Source organism: Psychrobacter celer (assembly GCF_016107555.1).
In the GTDB taxonomy this organism is placed as follows: Bacteria; Pseudomonadota; Gammaproteobacteria; order Pseudomonadales; family Moraxellaceae; genus Psychrobacter; species Psychrobacter celer.
Genome location: NZ_JABASU010000026.1, coordinates 21,753 through 37,102 on the forward strand (window position 1 = coordinate 21,753; position 15,350 = coordinate 37,102).

The 15,350-nt window shown below is 46.8% G+C and carries 11 protein-coding genes and 2 pseudogenes; 7 read left to right on the forward strand and 6 right to left on the reverse strand.

Annotation, left to right across the window (positions count from 1 at the left end; all coding sequences use genetic code 11):
- Nucleotides 1–64 precede the first annotated feature (64 nt).
- Together pal and JFC05_RS10905 are read right to left on the reverse strand one after the other, a co-directional pair.
- Entirely contained in the window at nt 65–583 is a 519-nt protein-coding gene (pal, locus tag JFC05_RS10900; protein ID WP_075100966.1) for a peptidoglycan-associated lipoprotein Pal, read from the reverse strand.
- A 206-nt stretch (nt 584–789) separates the two neighbouring features.
- Nucleotides 790–1,470, reverse strand: a complete 681-nt coding sequence (locus JFC05_RS10905; protein ID WP_198336898.1) for a DUF6231 family protein — start codon at nt 1,468–1,470, stop codon at nt 790–792.
- 517 nt (nt 1,471–1,987) lie between these two features.
- On the opposite strand from JFC05_RS10905, the gene pepN reads away from it, so the two are divergent.
- Nucleotides 1,988–4,630 carry an aminopeptidase N gene (pepN, locus tag JFC05_RS10910; protein ID WP_198336899.1) on the forward strand — a complete coding sequence of 881 codons (2,643 nt, stop codon included), beginning with the start codon at nt 1,988–1,990 and terminating at the stop codon, nt 4,628–4,630.
- 175 nt (nt 4,631–4,805) lie between these two features.
- On the opposite strand, the gene JFC05_RS10915 is transcribed toward pepN, so the two are convergent.
- Nucleotides 4,806–5,888, reverse strand: a complete 1,083-nt coding sequence (locus JFC05_RS10915; RefSeq protein WP_198336900.1) for a 3-deoxy-7-phosphoheptulonate synthase — start codon at nt 5,886–5,888, stop codon at nt 4,806–4,808.
- Between the two features lie 326 nt (nt 5,889–6,214).
- Between JFC05_RS10915 and lpxB the strand changes: the two genes are divergently transcribed.
- The 3 genes from lpxB (at nt 6,215) to JFC05_RS10930 (ending at nt 10,030) form a co-directional block, all read left to right on the forward strand.
- The gene (gene lpxB, locus JFC05_RS10920) at nt 6,215–7,546 is read left to right on the forward strand and encodes a lipid-A-disaccharide synthase (RefSeq protein WP_227697532.1); all 1,332 of its coding nucleotides are present in this window, start codon (nt 6,215–6,217) and stop codon (nt 7,544–7,546) included.
- Nucleotides 7,547–7,684: 138 nt separating this feature from the next.
- On the forward strand, nt 7,685–8,536 hold the full coding sequence (locus JFC05_RS10925; RefSeq protein WP_198336901.1) for a ribonuclease HII: 852 nt from the start codon (nt 7,685–7,687) through the stop codon (nt 8,534–8,536).
- 303 nt (nt 8,537–8,839) lie between these two features.
- Nucleotides 8,840–10,030 carry a CAP domain-containing protein gene (locus tag JFC05_RS10930; RefSeq protein WP_198336902.1) on the forward strand — a complete coding sequence of 397 codons (1,191 nt, stop codon included), beginning with the start codon at nt 8,840–8,842 and terminating at the stop codon, nt 10,028–10,030.
- A gap of 84 nt (nt 10,031–10,114) precedes the next feature.
- Here JFC05_RS10930 and JFC05_RS10935 read toward each other — a convergent pair whose 3' ends face one another.
- The gene (locus JFC05_RS10935) at nt 10,115–10,780 is read right to left on the reverse strand and encodes a DUF924 family protein (RefSeq protein ID WP_198336903.1); all 666 of its coding nucleotides are present in this window, start codon (nt 10,778–10,780) and stop codon (nt 10,115–10,117) included.
- Between the two features lie 90 nt (nt 10,781–10,870).
- On the opposite strand from JFC05_RS10935, the gene nspC reads away from it, so the two are divergent.
- The gene (nspC, locus tag JFC05_RS10940; protein WP_198336904.1) at nt 10,871–12,088 is read left to right on the forward strand and encodes a carboxynorspermidine decarboxylase; all 1,218 of its coding nucleotides are present in this window, start codon (nt 10,871–10,873) and stop codon (nt 12,086–12,088) included.
- A 282-nt stretch (nt 12,089–12,370) separates the two neighbouring features.
- The gene (locus tag JFC05_RS10945) at nt 12,371–13,642 is read left to right on the forward strand and encodes a saccharopine dehydrogenase family protein (protein ID WP_198336905.1); all 1,272 of its coding nucleotides are present in this window, start codon (nt 12,371–12,373) and stop codon (nt 13,640–13,642) included.
- A 124-nt stretch (nt 13,643–13,766) separates the two neighbouring features.
- Here JFC05_RS10945 and htpX read toward each other — a convergent pair whose 3' ends face one another.
- Entirely contained in the window at nt 13,767–14,681 is a 915-nt protein-coding gene (gene htpX, locus JFC05_RS10950) for a protease HtpX (RefSeq protein WP_198336906.1), read from the reverse strand.
- A 165-nt stretch (nt 14,682–14,846) separates the two neighbouring features.
- Nucleotides 14,847–15,107, reverse strand: a pseudogene (tnpA, locus tag JFC05_RS10955) (IS200/IS605 family transposase); the annotation flags it as partial.
- A 172-nt stretch (nt 15,108–15,279) separates the two neighbouring features.
- Between tnpA and JFC05_RS12805 the strand changes: the two are divergent.
- Nucleotides 15,280–15,350 (forward strand): annotated as a pseudogene (locus JFC05_RS12805) (transposase); the annotation flags it as partial.

Sequence of the window (15,350 nt, forward strand, 5' to 3'; positions counted from 1 at the left end):
TGATATTGCTGGGCCTTTTTAGTATTACGCTGACGATTGGTAATACGAGCGTACGGGATTTGTCTTAATAAGACAGCTCCGCGCGGCGGTTTTGCGCATAGGCAGCCTCGGTGGTGCCAGCGGCGGCAGGGCGCTCTTCACCGTAGCTGATGATGCGGATATTATTGACCGCGACACCTTGAGCGGCCAGATAGTCACGCGCTGCTTGGGCGCGGCGCTCGCCTAGCGCCATGTTATACTCGCGGCTACCACGCTCATCGGTATGACCAGCAATCACTACGCCAGCGGCTGGGTTTGAGCGTAGCAAGCTTGCGTGTTGATTGAGTACATTGGCCGCTTGTGCGGTGATTTCGCTGCTATCGAAGGCAAAGTAAACAACGGCTTGCAGGTTGTCTGCGCCAGTGACGACGGTACTGGCGTTGTCTACGATGACGGCACCATTATAGCCCGTTTGACCGCCTGGGATACCTAGCGGGGCAACCACAACTTCAGAGGTGGCGCGTTTGGTCGCACAGCCTGTAGTGATTGCGATAGCGCTTGACAATACAGCGAGAACTGCAAGCTTAGAAAAACGAATTGACATGGTGAGCTCCTAAAATTTTTAATTAACATTGTTGTTGTAAACTGCTTCGATAAAACTCAGGCAATTGCCATTTATCATATATTCAGTGTTACTTTATGTAAGTAGTATTACTGTAAATAACTCGAGAATTTACAATCAGATATGCTCGTTTTGTAATATATATAGCCGTTTTGATAAATGCTCTGATATCGATGCAGAAAAACAAACTACCAGCGGTGCTTGTCCCAGTTTTCAGGGTTTGCCCAGTAGTCGGCATTGAGCCAGTTAGGCAGCTGTTTGTAGTCATACAGATTAAATTGCCACAGTGTCGCTGACCCAAGAGCATGGGCGGCGGCAGGCATCTGGGTCATATCGGCTCCTGATAGGTCGGTATCTTCTGTCAAAGTAGAAGTCTGTAATATATCAAACGGGGTAAATCCGTAGGGTTGTAAGTCGATATTGTGCTCAAGGGCGATGAGTAGATGGGCGGCGTATAGGTCGCGATAGCGCATGAGTAATGGGATATACTGCTGTAGCTGCTCTGCTGATAGCGTCGGCAGCCAAAAACACACCAGCTCATACCGCTCAGATACTGGCTGTTGGTTGAGCGCCAGTAAGGTCGATGAGGCAAGTTTGTCAGCGAGCTGTGTGGTATCGCTGGCTTGAAAAGCAGCATGGTTGGTAAGCGCGGTATTTAATAACGCTAGCGTGTTTTTGTCTTCGGTTACCCACAATAGATCGGGCAGTAGCTCGGGCTTATCGTCAATTTTATGTTTGGTGCTTTTGCTGTCTGATTGAGTGTTTGTCTGCGCATCAGTTGCCTGTGCTAGAGTGGGCAATAGCGCATCGATATAAGCTATTAATAAAGGTAGCGTCACCTCTGCGCGACGCGTGGATTGCTTTGTCATATGATAGGCCGTTTCTCAAATGGTAATCGTCAGTGCCTTTATTAAATCATTTTGGTATGCATTATCCAATGTAAAATTGAGGCCTGACGACTAAACTTACTATTTTTACCAAAGCCAGCTATCTGACTGACTTATTTAAATTTGACTATAAGCCACGGATTATCAGCGCCACAATCTAGGGATCTGCTCTTGAAATTTGGTGATTTAGGCCAATGTAGCTAAAAAATAAACAGCTAAACCACGTAAAAAACTTAAAATCTAACACAGGGCTTTTAGGTGTTAAGGTTAGGGCGTGTCTTCAATTCACTCGATAGTTATCTAAATGGGCTAAAAATGGCTAAATTTTGCCAACCACCGTCAAATAGCGGGTTTATATCCCGATATTAACGGCGCTATTTTCCTTGTTTGACCGCAATTTATCTCATTTTTATCACCATTTTTGAAATAAAGACACGCCCTAGGAAGCGCTAGGAATTTTAATTACACGTATTTTTTATAAATAACAATAGGAACCCCCATGTCTACTGCTGAAACAGATACCCAAATTATCAACCCTGAAATGCCTGATGTGCCACCGCAAGCACCCAGCAAAATCAATCTAAAAGACTATCAAAAGCCAAGCTTTGCTGTCGAAACGGTCGATTTGGATATCAAGCTATATGAAGACCACGCGCAGGTAGCTAGCACGCTACAGATGGTGCGCCAAAGTGCAGGGGATCTTGTGCTATTTGGTGAGGATTTGGCGCTACTGGCAATCACTATGAACGGCGAGTCATTGCCCTCCGAGCGCTATCAACATAGGGCAGGTAAACTGACGATAGCAGATGCCCCTGATGACGTTACTTTAGAGATACAAGTGCGCATCTGTCCGCAGACCAACACAGCGCTTGAGGGGTTATATATGGCGGGCAGTGGCGACGATACCATGTTTGTCACTCAGTGCGAGCCTGAGGGGTTTCGTAAGATCACTTTTTATCCAGATCGTCCTGATGTGCTGGCGGTATTTACTACGCGCTTGGAGGCGGATAAACGTTATCCAACGCTGCTGGCCAATGGTAATTTGGTAGAGGCGGGCGACGTCAGTGGTACACCAGACCGTCATTATGCCATCTGGCATGACCCAACCAACAAGCCAAGCTATTTGTTTGCTTGCGTCATCGCTGATTTGGATGTCTTGACGGATTCATACACCACCAGTGAAGGGCGCGAGGTGACGCTTGAGCTTTATGCCAAGTCTGCCGATATCGATAAGTGCGATGTCGGTATGCAGGCGCTAAAAGACGCCATGCGCTGGGACGAGATCAACTATGGCCGCGCTTATGATTTAGACCGTTATATGATCGTCGCTGTCAGTCAATTTAATATGGGCGCGATGGAAAACAAAGGCCTAAATATCTTTAATACCGCTTGCGTGCTATCTAGTCCTGAGACGACTACAGATGCGCGCAGTTTTAGTGTCAAATCTATCATCGCCCACGAGTATTTTCATAACTGGACGGGCAACCGCATTACCTGCCGTGATTGGTTTCAGCTGTGTCTAAAAGAAGGCCTTACGGTGTACCGTGATCAGTCGTTTTCTGCCGATCAGCAATCAAGCGCGGTACAGCGTATCGATGATGTGGCCACCTTACGCGCGCATCAGTTTGCTGAGGATGCAGGGCCGCTTGCGCATCCTGTGCGCCCTGAGAGTTTTGTTGAGATTAATAATTTTTATACGACGACTGTCTATGAAAAAGGCGCTGAAATCGTGCGTATGATTGCCAATACGCTAGGGCCAGTCAACTTCCGAAAAGGGACAGATGAGTATTTTCGCCGTTATGATGGGCAAGCGGTGACGGTGGAGGACTTCTTATCTGCGCTCAGTATTACCGATAGCAAGATTGAGGACTTTATCGACTGGTATCGCCAGCCTGGTACGCCTGTGGTGACAGGGCACCAAGACTATGACAGCGACACGCAGACTTTGACCATTACGTTGAGTCAAAAAACTCGCCATGTCGCAGGTTTTGATGCGCCAAAGCCTCTGCCGATACCTGTAGCGACGGCACTGTTTGATCGAAATGCTGGCAATATCGTCGCCGAGCGTATGTTGCTGCTTGATCAAGAAACACAAGCCTTCGTCTTTGAAAATGTGACTAGCGAGCCTGTGGTATCGCTATTACGTGATTTTAGTGCCCCTGTGCAGCTCAACTATGCTTATCAAGATGCTGATTTGGCGTTTTTACTTGAGCACGAGACCAATGGTTTTAACCGCTGGCAAGTGACGCAGATGCTGGTCAATCGTATCTTGCTACAAAACAAAGGCGAGAAAAGTAGCCCAGATATTTATCTGCATGCATTGGCGCAGACATTGCCTGTGCTTGCCGCCGAGGATGCGATGCTGGCGGCACGCTTACTGGATATTCCATCCGCGCAGGAGCTGGCTTCTGCCATACCGCAGGACTATGACCCAGAGGCGATCAAAGCGCAGCGCGAAGGTTTATATCAACAGCTGGCTTTGGCATTAAAAGATGAGTGGGCAAAGCTTTATAAGCAGCTACCCATACAGGCGTATCAAGACAGTGCTGATGCTCGCGGCAGACGTGCGCTGCGTAATGTGGTACTCGATATGGCAGTGACCGCCAACGTTGATGGGGCTGCTGAATGGGCGCAGCAGCAATATGACAATGCCAGCTGTATGACAGAGCGTTTTGGCGCGTTAAAGGTGATGGTCAATCATCAACTGGCAAAAGCTGATGACTATCTAGCAGATTTTTATGAGCGCTTCCAAGACAATGATTTGGTCATTGACTTGTGGTTTAGTGTGCAGGCGTCTGCCGATACGGTCACCCCTGACGCCATCACTGCATTGCTTACCCATAAGGACTTTGATTGGAATACGCCCAACCGTGTCCGCTCGGTCGTCGGTGCCTTTGCATCGCAGCCTACCGTACTCTGGACAGCTGATGGACTGGATATCTATACCGGTGTCATCAAAAAGCTGGATACTGCCAATCCAGTATTGGCATCGCGCTTATTACAAGTGCTGGCGCGCTGGAACACTTTGGCTGAGCCGCGCCGTCAGATGGCGCACGAGCAGCTGCTTGAGTTACAAAAGCAGGTATCGTCTAAGCATGTACTTGAGAGTTTAGAGAGTGTGCTTGGGTCTGCAGGTGAGTAGGATAGGATATAGTCGATGCACTCTAAAAAGCGCGTTTAAATTTATATAACAGTTTTATTTTCAACTGACTATCATAAAAAGCCCGCCCGATATGCGTATCGGGCGGGTTTTTTTTAGCGTATCACAGTATCAATGCTGGGCGTGCTAGCTAGACGATAGCTCTTTGCATTGAGAGTTAGCGATTTGGCAAGACGTCTTTGACCATATCACGCAGCTTGTATAGAGCTGTGACCGTACTGTCCCAATCCAAGCAGCCGTCGGTGATAGATTTGCCATACTCAAGCTGGCTTAAGTCGGCGGTCAGCTTTTGATTGCCGCCTTTAAGGTGACTTTCGATCATCATACCGATGATGGATTTGTTGCCGTTTTGGATTTGTTCGGCGACGTTCGTGATGACCATTGGTTGTAGATATGGGTCTTTACCTGAATTGGCATGGCTTGAGTCAATCATGATTTTGCCACTGGCTTTGCCTTTGGCCAGCGCGTTTTCGGCTTGTGCTACAGCCGTTTCATCATAGTTTGGTTTGCCATTACCACCGCGCAATACCACGTGAGCGTAAGGGTTGCCTTTTGATTTGATGATAGAGACTTTGCCATCTGCTGATAGACCTAAGAAACTATGGCCTTCTTTGACCGCTTGCATGGCGTTGACCGCGACTGTCATTCCGCCGTCGGTGCCGTTTTTGAAACCCACTGGACAAGACAAACCTGAGCTCATCTCACGGTGTGTCTGGCTTTCAGTGGTACGCGCACCAATGGCTGACCAGCTGATCAAATCCTGCATGTATTGCGGCGTATTTGGGTCCAAGGCCTCGGTGGCACACGGCAAGCCTTTTTCGTTGAGATCTAACAAAAGCTTACGCGCCGTACGTAAGCCTTTTTCGATATCAAAGCTGTCATTCATGTCAGGGTCGTTGATCATGCCTTTCCAGCCCACCGTTGTACGGGGTTTTTCAAAATAGACACGCATCACCACAAATATGCTATCTTCGATCTCTTTTGCCAATACCGCCAAACGATCGGCGTATTCGTGAGCGGCTTTAATATCGTGAATAGAGCAGGGGCCGACGACCACAAACAAGCGCTTGTCTTTACCGTCCAAGATATCTTGGATAGTGTTGCGACCTTTTAGGACGGTATTATAAGCTTTGTCTGACAAAGGCAGCTCAGCTTTTAGCTCAGCGGGAGTGATCAAAGGAATGAATTTTTCAATATTCACGTCGTCAATATCTGCATTATGGGTAACTGGTGTTGTCATGGTTATATATCGTCTAGCTGATTTATAGGGATATTCATTATGCGGACAAAAGCGCTGGTTGACAAGGGTAATCATATAGTTAATTAACTGATAACTGGAATGAGGAAGCCAAAATCCAGTTATCATTGTGACGCCTGCGTTGGATATAAAAACAGGCGGCGCGTGGTTTTTGTGAGTCAATTTAGCTATTTTGGCCGTCGTCACGTATGATGGCAGCGTCAATGAGCATCGTTATTAGCGTTATCAGGCCTTATGGCCACTGACATATGTTATATTTTATAATTGCTTTTATCGTACCTTTATCATCTTCATATCGAGAGCTTGTCATGACAGATTTTGCTACCCTTAACCACTCCCTTGGTGTGACGCCAGACGCAGCGGTACAGACGCTTGAGAGTCAAAGCACGGCTGAGCTTGTGGTATCTGAGTCAAACGCGGGCCCACTGGTCATCGGTATCGTCGCAGGTGAGGTGTCAGGTGATAGCTTGGGTGCCGACTTTATGCAGCAGATGAACAATCTGCGCGATGATATTGTTTGGGTCGGTGTCGGCGGCGCCAAGATGCAAGCACAAGGATTACAAAGCATCTTTGCATTAGAGCGATTGGCTGTTATGGGGCTGGTCGAAGTGATGGCACAACTGCCAGATTTGCTAAAGGCACGCCGTGAGTTATTAGTAGCGTTTCAAAACGCTGCTATCGACTGGTTTATTGGTATCGATGCGCCTGATTTTAATCTGCGGGTCGCAAAAAAACTAAAGCCCAAAGGGGTTTTTTGTGTTCAGTATGTCAGCCCTTCTATTTGGGCATGGCGTGAGTCGCGTATCCATAATATCAAAGCAGCCACCGATTTGGTACTGTGCTTGTTTCCGTTTGAGTTGCCAGTCTATGAGCGTCATAACCACCCAGCAATCTGTGTCGGTCATCCGCTGTTACGCACCATAGATCAAGGGCTGCTCACGACACCTATCAATCAGCGCCGCAGTGAGCTGGTCTGGCACAATGATGGCTTACAGCAGTTTTTTATTGATCGTTTTGATGAAGTCAGTCAGCTCATTTGTGTAATGCCAGGGTCGCGGCGCGGGGAGATTACCGCCATCTTGCCTTTGATGCTCGATGGTATTCAAAAATTGATATTACTGGACCCAAAACTGTGTTTTATCATCCCTACTGTGGATCAAAACCATCAATATATCGTGCAGGATGTCATCGATAAACGCTCAGAGCAGCTGCGCGCCGCTATTGTGGTGGTCTACGATGATAGCCAGCCAGCCTTTAGTCAGCAAGCGATGGCAGCAGCCGATGTGGTGATGCTAGCCTCAGGCACCGCGACACTAGAGGCGATGCTGCTTGAGCGACCGATGGTGGTGATTTATCAGTTAAATCAGCTGACCTATCAGATCGCCAAGCGTCTGGTAAAAGTGCCTTATGTGGCGTTGCCCAATATCCTAGCAGATGCCGCGATAGTGCCTGAACTGATACAAGAGCAGGCGAGTGGGGACAATATCTGCCGTACGGTGATGCGTTTATTACAGCCACGCGCCTATGCCGAGCAAATGAGCGATCTGCTTACCACCAAACAGCTATTACAGCAGCAGAGCAACCATGAGCCGGCAAACAGCGTCATCGAGCAATGGTATAAGCAAAACCATCAGCAATAACACATGTCATTTGTGCCGTATGGCAGCACTGTTATGACAAAATACTAAAAATCATGCTAAAAACGATACTAAGAACAATGCTAAAGGCAATGTCACCAAGTCCAACTTTCACCCCTCAAAAAAAGATATAGCAGTGTTATGAGTAACCCATCTAGTAGTGCCCAGCCTTTGATACCAATTGATATACGTATTGAGCAAGTCGATATCAAAGGTCAGTATATTCAACTAGCCGCCCCCATCCATTTGTCTGGTCAACTACATACCTCGGAGCTACAAAGCCAATATGGGCAGACGACAAAGGACGCGGTCTTGCCACTACAGATAGGTGTCGATGAAGCTGGCCGCGGCCCTTTGCTAGGCTCTGTCAATGTCGCCGCGGCGCTACTACCTGCCGCGTGGTCGGGGCTCATAGAAGCGCAGCCGCTAAAGGATACCCCGCTGTCTGTATTGACCGACTCCAAGCAGTTGAGTGAAAAAAAGCGTGACAGGCTCTACCCCTTGGTGCAGCAGTATGCGGCTGGGTATATCATCGCGGAGATACCAGCCGCCGTCATCGACCAAATCAATATTTTGCAGGCGACGATGCTCGGTATGCGTTTGTGTACCGAGGAGCTGCTACAAGCAGTTGCCGCCCATTTGACCGCTGTCGGTTATCGCTCTATCGAAGTGCTAGTCGATGGCAATCGCTGCCCTGATTTAGACGTTAGTAAGCTTGCCAAGGCAGGTATAGCACCCGCTATGCTCGACTGTCAAGCATGGGTCAAGGGCGATGGCCGTCATACCAGTATCGCCGCGGCCAGTATATTGGCAAAGGTGAGCCGTGATAAGGCCATGTATGAATTAGATGCGCAATATCCTGAATATGGCATCGCCAAACACAAAGGCTATCCAACGCGCGCTCATATGGAAGCCGTTGCGACGCTTGGCGTGTTACCAGAGCATAGGCGCAGCTTTGCCCCTATAAGAAAGGCGCTGGAGAGCGAATGCTAAACGCCGACTATGCTGGTTATGTTAGGGCGTGTTACACATTCAACCATAACACTGACAGCGAGTATTTTTTAGGCGATTCTAAGGTAATTAATTTACGTTTTGTAAGTTTTAATGATTTTATTTGATGAGGTATACTTTTTTATTTTTATTACTGATAAAAATAATGAGCAAAAGTTCATTGACTGTATTACAATATAGATACAATCGAATAATCGCTGTGCTATCAATGATTAAGGTCAATATGTTGACGCTTCGTAGCGATTGTATTGATCTATATATGAGCGGCGACTGATAGGATAAAAAATGCCTTTTAATACATCATCAATGAATCTTGCGACGGCGTTTTTTTTAACGCTTTTTTTGAGCGCTTGTGGCGGTGGCGGCGACGCTAGTAATCGTGATAGCCATTCTAGCACTAAGCCTGTTAATAAAGAAAAAATCGATCAAGCCGACGAGGGTAGCCAAGCACTAATCAACAGCAGCGCGCTCTCTCATAACGCAAAAGCGGCTTTGACAGCCAGTAATACCTTTAGTCTGGCGCGTACCAGCTGCGGCCTTAGAGGTTTGTCTGTTGATCCTGCATTAGATGATATTGCTATCGATCATGCCAACTATATCAGATATGTATTTGCCAACAGCTCACCAACAGTATTTAACCCTCATTATGAAAGTGAGATGACAGACATCGCGGAAGTGACAGGTAGTAACAATCCGTTTTTTAAGGGTCGTGACTTTTCAGATCGCCTATTGGCCGCTGACTATCAAAACGCTAGATATAGTGCTACAGAAAACATTGCCCATTCTATCTACTATAGCTCAGTGGGGGAGTTGGCCGCTGCCGAGGTGGTAGCAGGGTTGATGGCCAAATCTCTGTTGGCCGCGCCTTATCATTTGCGCTCTTTGATGGTACCCAAATCCAGCCTAACTGGTACAAGCGTGGTCACTTATCAGCCCTATGGCCGCACAAGTCGCAATAGCCAAGGCTATGTCTTGGTCACTCATGCCTCAGCCACAAAGGCAACCCAAGATCGCACGGTCGCTGGTATCTTTACCTATCCTTGTCAGGGAGTGAGCGGCACGGCGACGGCATTATATAATGAGACACCAGACCCTGTGAAGCATACGGGCCGCGATTTGCGCATAAACCCCATCGGGCAGCCTATCTATATTAACGTACCATCGGCTGAGACGATTGAGGTTAGTAATGTCAAATTTTATGATACCCAGCGCAATATAGAGGTGCCTATTGAGCTGCTGGATTATCGTCAAGACCCGTACAAAAACACAGTATATGCCCTGCCAGCGAATGAAGCCTTTATCTTGCCGATGACCGATGATTTAAAAAGCTGTGAGATTGCACGCCGGCAAGATCAAAGCCAGCAGTGCGGACTCTATGGCAATACTGAATATCGTGTCAGCTATGAGGTGTTGATTGATAATAAAATCTTACAGCAGCAGTCGTTTAGTTTTACCACAGGTGAAGTGAACTACTAGGGGATGCTTTGTCGAACGCCGCGCCATAAAAAAAGGGCTGAATCAAATTGCTGATCCAGCCCTTCTTCTAAGAAGCGAAAAGACTTAGAACGATGAGTTTGGTTGTTCTAAAAAGGCTTCTTCTGCCGCTGTCGACTCTCGGTCCAATATGTCGTTACGGTGCGGATAGCGGCCAAACTGCTTGATAATATCTTTATGACGGTGCTCAAAGTCGAGTGTCATCGCGTCATCTAACTGCTCAAAGAGCGGCAAGTAGCGCTCATGAATCATCAAAGATTCAGAGTGCATAAATGGCATAATCATAAATTTTCGCCACTGCGCGGGGAGGGTGTCGAAATGTGGTTGTTGAATGGCTTCTTGCGCCAATACCAGTGCCATGCCATCTTGTGCAAAGGCATTGGCTTGCCCGCGGTACAGATTGCGCGAAAACTGATCGAGCACAATAATCTCAGCCAAGCGTCCTGCTAGAGCAGTGATGGAGCTGTTGCTATCTGCTGCGGCGTTGGCGATACGCCAGGTGACACATTCGCCTTGTTTGGCGGCTTGCCAAATCCTACCAAATTTTTCTCTTATTTTTTGATCAAAGGCATCGTTTTTTTCAAACCAATACGCCTCATTGTCTTTATCAAACCAAAAATCTAAAACCGCCCGCGCATCGGCATCCAGATGCGCTAAATTGATATTTTTTGGTTCAAGCTGAGATAAATTGGCTTGGCTCGCTGCACTGGAATAATCGGTTGATAATGACATAAGATATTCTAATTATAGTGAATTTAGTCTACTATAGCGCAATTATTTATATCTGTCATGATGCCAACCGCAGCGATTAGGTAACCACTTATGAATGTCGAAAACACTGTAATAACCTCTGATTTATCCTCTCTACCTACGCCTTATTATTTGCTCGATGAAACGGCAATCGTTGCCAATATGCAGATTATCGCACGTCTGTGTGAGTTGTCTGGTGCCAAGGCTTTGCTTGCGCTCAAGTGTTTTGCCACGTGGAGCGTGTTTGATGTGATGCAGCCTTATTTGCATGGTACGACTTCATCGTCACTCAATGAAGTGCGTTTGGGCTATGAGACTTTTGGTAATAACCGTGATGCCAATAACAGTGATAAAAAAGAAACCCATGCCTATAGTGTCGCCTATAGCTTGGATGAAATCGACGAAGTATTAAGCTACGCGGACAAGATTATTTTTAACTCCATCTCGCAGTTGCATGCCTTTAAAGATAAAGCGCATGCACAGGACATTCCAGTCGGGCTACGCTTAAACCCAAAAACCAGTAATTCGTCGTTTATCATCGCTGATCCTGCCCGTCCTTTTAGCCGTCTTGGTGAGCATGACAAAGATAAGATTGCAGCGGTGCTTGGTGATATCACAGGGGTCATGATTCATAACAACTGTGAAAACGATTGCTTTGAGGCGTTTAGCGCAAGCTTGGCTGATATCGAAGACAGGTTTGGTGATATTTTAGCGCAGCTAGAGTGGGTGAGTTTGGGCGGCGGTATTCACTTTATCGCACCTAGTTATCCGCTAGAAAAATTAGCCGACAGACTAAAAGGCTTTAGTGAAAAATACGGCGTCCAAGTCTATCTTGAGCCAGGTGAGGCGAGTATTCATGGCGCTGGCACGCTGGTTACGACAGTGCTGGATACCATGCACAATGACAAAAACCTCGCCGTCGTCGACGCCTCGATCGAGGCGCATATGCTTGATTTGCTGATTTATCGCGAGTCTGCGTCAATCACTTCTGTCAATGCAGAGTCAGTGGAGGTGATGGCTGTCGATCAGGCGCAACAAGAGGCTGTTGACAATACTATTATCTATGGACGCTCCTGTTTGGCAGGCGATATCTTTGGCGAGTATGCTTTGGCGCATGAGCTGCAAGTGGGCGACACCGTTGCGTTTGGTAATGCAGCAGGCTATACCATGGTTAAGAAAAACTGGTTTAATGGTGTTAATATGCCAGCGATTGTGATTCGACGTCTAGATGGCAGTATTGATGTGCAGCGCGAATTTGATTATCAAGATTACAAAGCCAGCTTGTCTTAGTAGCAGGCTTCGTTGTTAAAGTTAAGTCATCAAAAACAAAGACTTAAGGGTAAGGGTTTAAACTTTAAATTCATTGGTTCTTTCTACATTATTTTTATCGACAACCGAATAAAAATTGTTATAATCGCGTCGAACAAAGCGCCTACAAAAAGGGCGCTTTGTTCGACGGGTGCGTGGGTTTTCCTCGGTCTTCCTTTTTAATTCACGCATATCATTCACTCGTTTCTGCTTTGCATAGCCAGTATCGATGGTATCGGCAGGGACACAAAGGAGGATTGTTCATTGAACACAAATCAAACCAAAGCTAGTAAAAAAAACGTACTCATCATTGGCGCAGGCGGTGTCGCGCAAGTGGTCGCGCATAAATGTGCGATGCACAACGACGTGCTGGGCGAGATTCATATTGCCTCACGTACCAAAGATAAGTGTGATGCTATCGCTAAAAGCGTCAAAGACAAAGGCAGCTTTAAACAAGCGGCAGTCTTGCATACCCATCAAGTCGATGCCATGGACAGCCAGGCTGTCGTTGATCTTATCAACGATACCGGTATTCAAATCCTAATCAATGTCGGCTCGGCATTTATCAATATGACGGTGTTAGAAGCTTGTATTGAGACGGGCGCGGCTTATATTGACACCGCTATCCATGAAGATCCACGCAAGATTTGTGAAACGCCGCCATGGTATGACAACTACGAGTGGCAACGCAAGCAGCGCTGCGCCGACAATAATATCACGGCGATTTTGGGTGCAGGGTTTGATCCGGGTGTGGTCAATGCCTACGCACGTCTGGGCTATGACATGATGGATAAAGGTTCAGTGACCGATATCGACATTATCGATATCAATGCGGGTAGCCACGGTAAGTACTTTGCCACCAACTTCGACCCTGAGATTAATTTCCGTGAGTTTACCGGTACGGTGTACTCTTGGCAGGACAGCAAATGGCAGTCGAATAAGATGTTTGAAGTCAAGCGTACCGACGATTTGCCAGTCGTTGGCGAGCAAAACAGCTACTTGAGTGGACATGACGAGATTCATTCTTTATCAGCCAACCTAGACGTGCCAAACATTCGTTTTTGGATGGGCTTTGGCGAGCATTATATTAATGTCTTTACCGTGCTCCAAAACCTAGGTCTATTGTCTGAGCAGCCAGTCACGACCGCTGAAGGCCAAGAAGTGATTCCGCTAAAGGTGGTCAAAGCGGTACTACCAGACCCAAGCTCGCTTGCGCCAAACTATACCGGCAAGACCTGCATCGGTGATAAGGTTAAAGGTAAAATCAATGGCGTCGATACTGAGGTATTTATTTATAATGTCTCAGACCATAAAGACGCCTACAATGAAGTTGGTAGCCAAGGTATCTCTTATACCGCAGGCGTACCACCTGTCGCTGCTGCCATGCTCGTCGCCACTGGCGAATGGGACACGGGCAAGATGGTCAATGTCGAAGAGCTGGATGCCAAGCCATTTATCAATCTACTCAATAAGATTGGCTTGCCAACCCGTATTCAAGACGCCAATGGTGATAGAGCATTAGAGTTCGATATTTAGTCAGTAAGTTTATTTAATAGAAAGCCTATCTTTTAAAGATAGGCTTTTTTTATGCTTGATTTTACAAGATAGTAGCAGCGCTGATACTGATATCTACTATTATCTGTCGTTTTAGAGCAATGGCTTACGCTTCACTAGGATTGTACTTTCTCAGCGCCGCAATACGGTCATCCAGTGTTGGGTGTGAGCGGAAAAGGTTTGCAATACTAAAGCCTGTAGACTGCCCAGACGCGATAGCAAAGGCTTTCATGCTCTCAGGCATCTGGTCTGGACGCTGCTCAGCAGGACGCAGGGCATCCAGTGCGCTGATCATCTTGTCACGGCTGGCAAGTTTGGCGCCCATCTCATCAGCACGAAACTCGCGCAGGCGTGAGAACCACATAACGATGGCAGATGCCAAAAATCCTAGCAAGATATCCATCACAATACTGGTGACAAAGTAGCCAATACCAGGGCCATCGCCTTCATTTTTAAATACAGTGCGATCGACGAAATTACCGATAATACGCGCAAAGAACATCACAAAGGCGTTTATCACCCCTTGAATGAGCGCAAGTGTGACCATATCGCCATTGGCCACATGACCAATCTCATGCGCCAATACCGCTTCTACTTCATCTGCAGTCATACTCTGGAGTAGACCCGATGAGACGGCAACCAGCGCTTTATTTTTATTCCAGCCTGTGGCAAACGCATTGGGCTGCGAGTTGTTAAAAATACCCACTTCAGGCATATCGATATTGACCGCGCGCGCTTGTTTGGCGACCGTATCTATCAGCCATTGCTCAGTGGCATTGCTTGGTGCCTCAATGACCACCGTTCCCGTTGATCTTTTTGCCATCCATTTGGAGATAAATAGCGACACCATCGACCCGACCATGCCGTAGACACCGCACATAATGGCTAGGCTGGCATAGTTTATCCCGCCTGCGCTATGTACGCCACCAACCCCAAAAAATCGGGACAAAATCCCAAACACGATGCTAAATACTACGATCACCGCTAAGTTGGTTAATAAAAACAATCCAATACGCATCATGACGCTAAATTCCTCATAAAAATTCGACCACAATCTTAGGCGCGACCCTGCGACTGCGATAACAGCTAAAACAAACAGCAGACAATTATCCAGCGTTGCCGTAAAACCACCCACTTCAGGGGGTGGCTATAAGGCAACTTAAGTAGTTATGCTTGCGCAAAGAAAGCTGTTTAGTGTGGCATATTTTGCTGTTCGATATACTGGCGGATAATTTACCAGCAAATGCACATAGTCATCCTCACCATCAAACGCCACAAGCTCGGCTTCAAACTTGTTGCACACATCAGCAAAGATAACTTCAAGGTCATCAAGAGCTTGTTTGGTGAAAACTGCCCGTCGATACTTAGCGACAAAGAGCAACTGCACATGCAAATTAAAGACAACGTATCTACCACGTCTTAAGTCATTTTCTACTAAGTAGACCAATATGGAATAAAAGAGAATATCAGTATAAACTATAGTCGATACACTCTAAAAATGTCATAGTGCTACTGGGATGAATTTTGCGCAGCCTCTGGGAACGCAGCACGCAAGTAAAATTTATACCAGTAGCGCGTTTAAATCCATAACAGTTTTACATTCAGCTAACTATAACCTCATGAAAACACTCAAGTTACGCATTAAAGACAAACATGCAAACCAGCTAAACAAAATAGCTGGGAGTGTTAA

Coding starts and splice junctions, on each gene's coding strand:
- JFC05_RS10930 (WP_198336902.1), top strand. CDS start 8,840: ATGCCTTTTAATACATCATCAATGAATCTTGCGACGGCGTTTTTTTTA.
- JFC05_RS10915 (WP_198336900.1), bottom strand. CDS start 5,888: ATGACAACACCAGTTACCCATAATGCAGATATTGACGACGTGAATATT.
- pal (WP_075100966.1), bottom strand. CDS start 583: ATGTCAATTCGTTTTTCTAAGCTTGCAGTTCTCGCTGTATTGTCAAGC.
- JFC05_RS10925 (WP_198336901.1), top strand. CDS start 7,685: ATGAGTAACCCATCTAGTAGTGCCCAGCCTTTGATACCAATTGATATA.
- nspC (WP_198336904.1), top strand. CDS start 10,871: ATGAATGTCGAAAACACTGTAATAACCTCTGATTTATCCTCTCTACCT.
- JFC05_RS10905 (WP_198336898.1), bottom strand. CDS start 1,470: ATGACAAAGCAATCCACGCGTCGCGCAGAGGTGACGCTACCTTTATTA.
- htpX (WP_198336906.1), bottom strand. CDS start 14,681: ATGATGCGTATTGGATTGTTTTTATTAACCAACTTAGCGGTGATCGTA.
- lpxB (WP_227697532.1), top strand. CDS start 6,215: ATGACAGATTTTGCTACCCTTAACCACTCCCTTGGTGTGACGCCAGAC.
- pepN (WP_198336899.1), top strand. CDS start 1,988: ATGTCTACTGCTGAAACAGATACCCAAATTATCAACCCTGAAATGCCT.
- JFC05_RS10935 (WP_198336903.1), bottom strand. CDS start 10,780: ATGTCATTATCAACCGATTATTCCAGTGCAGCGAGCCAAGCCAATTTA.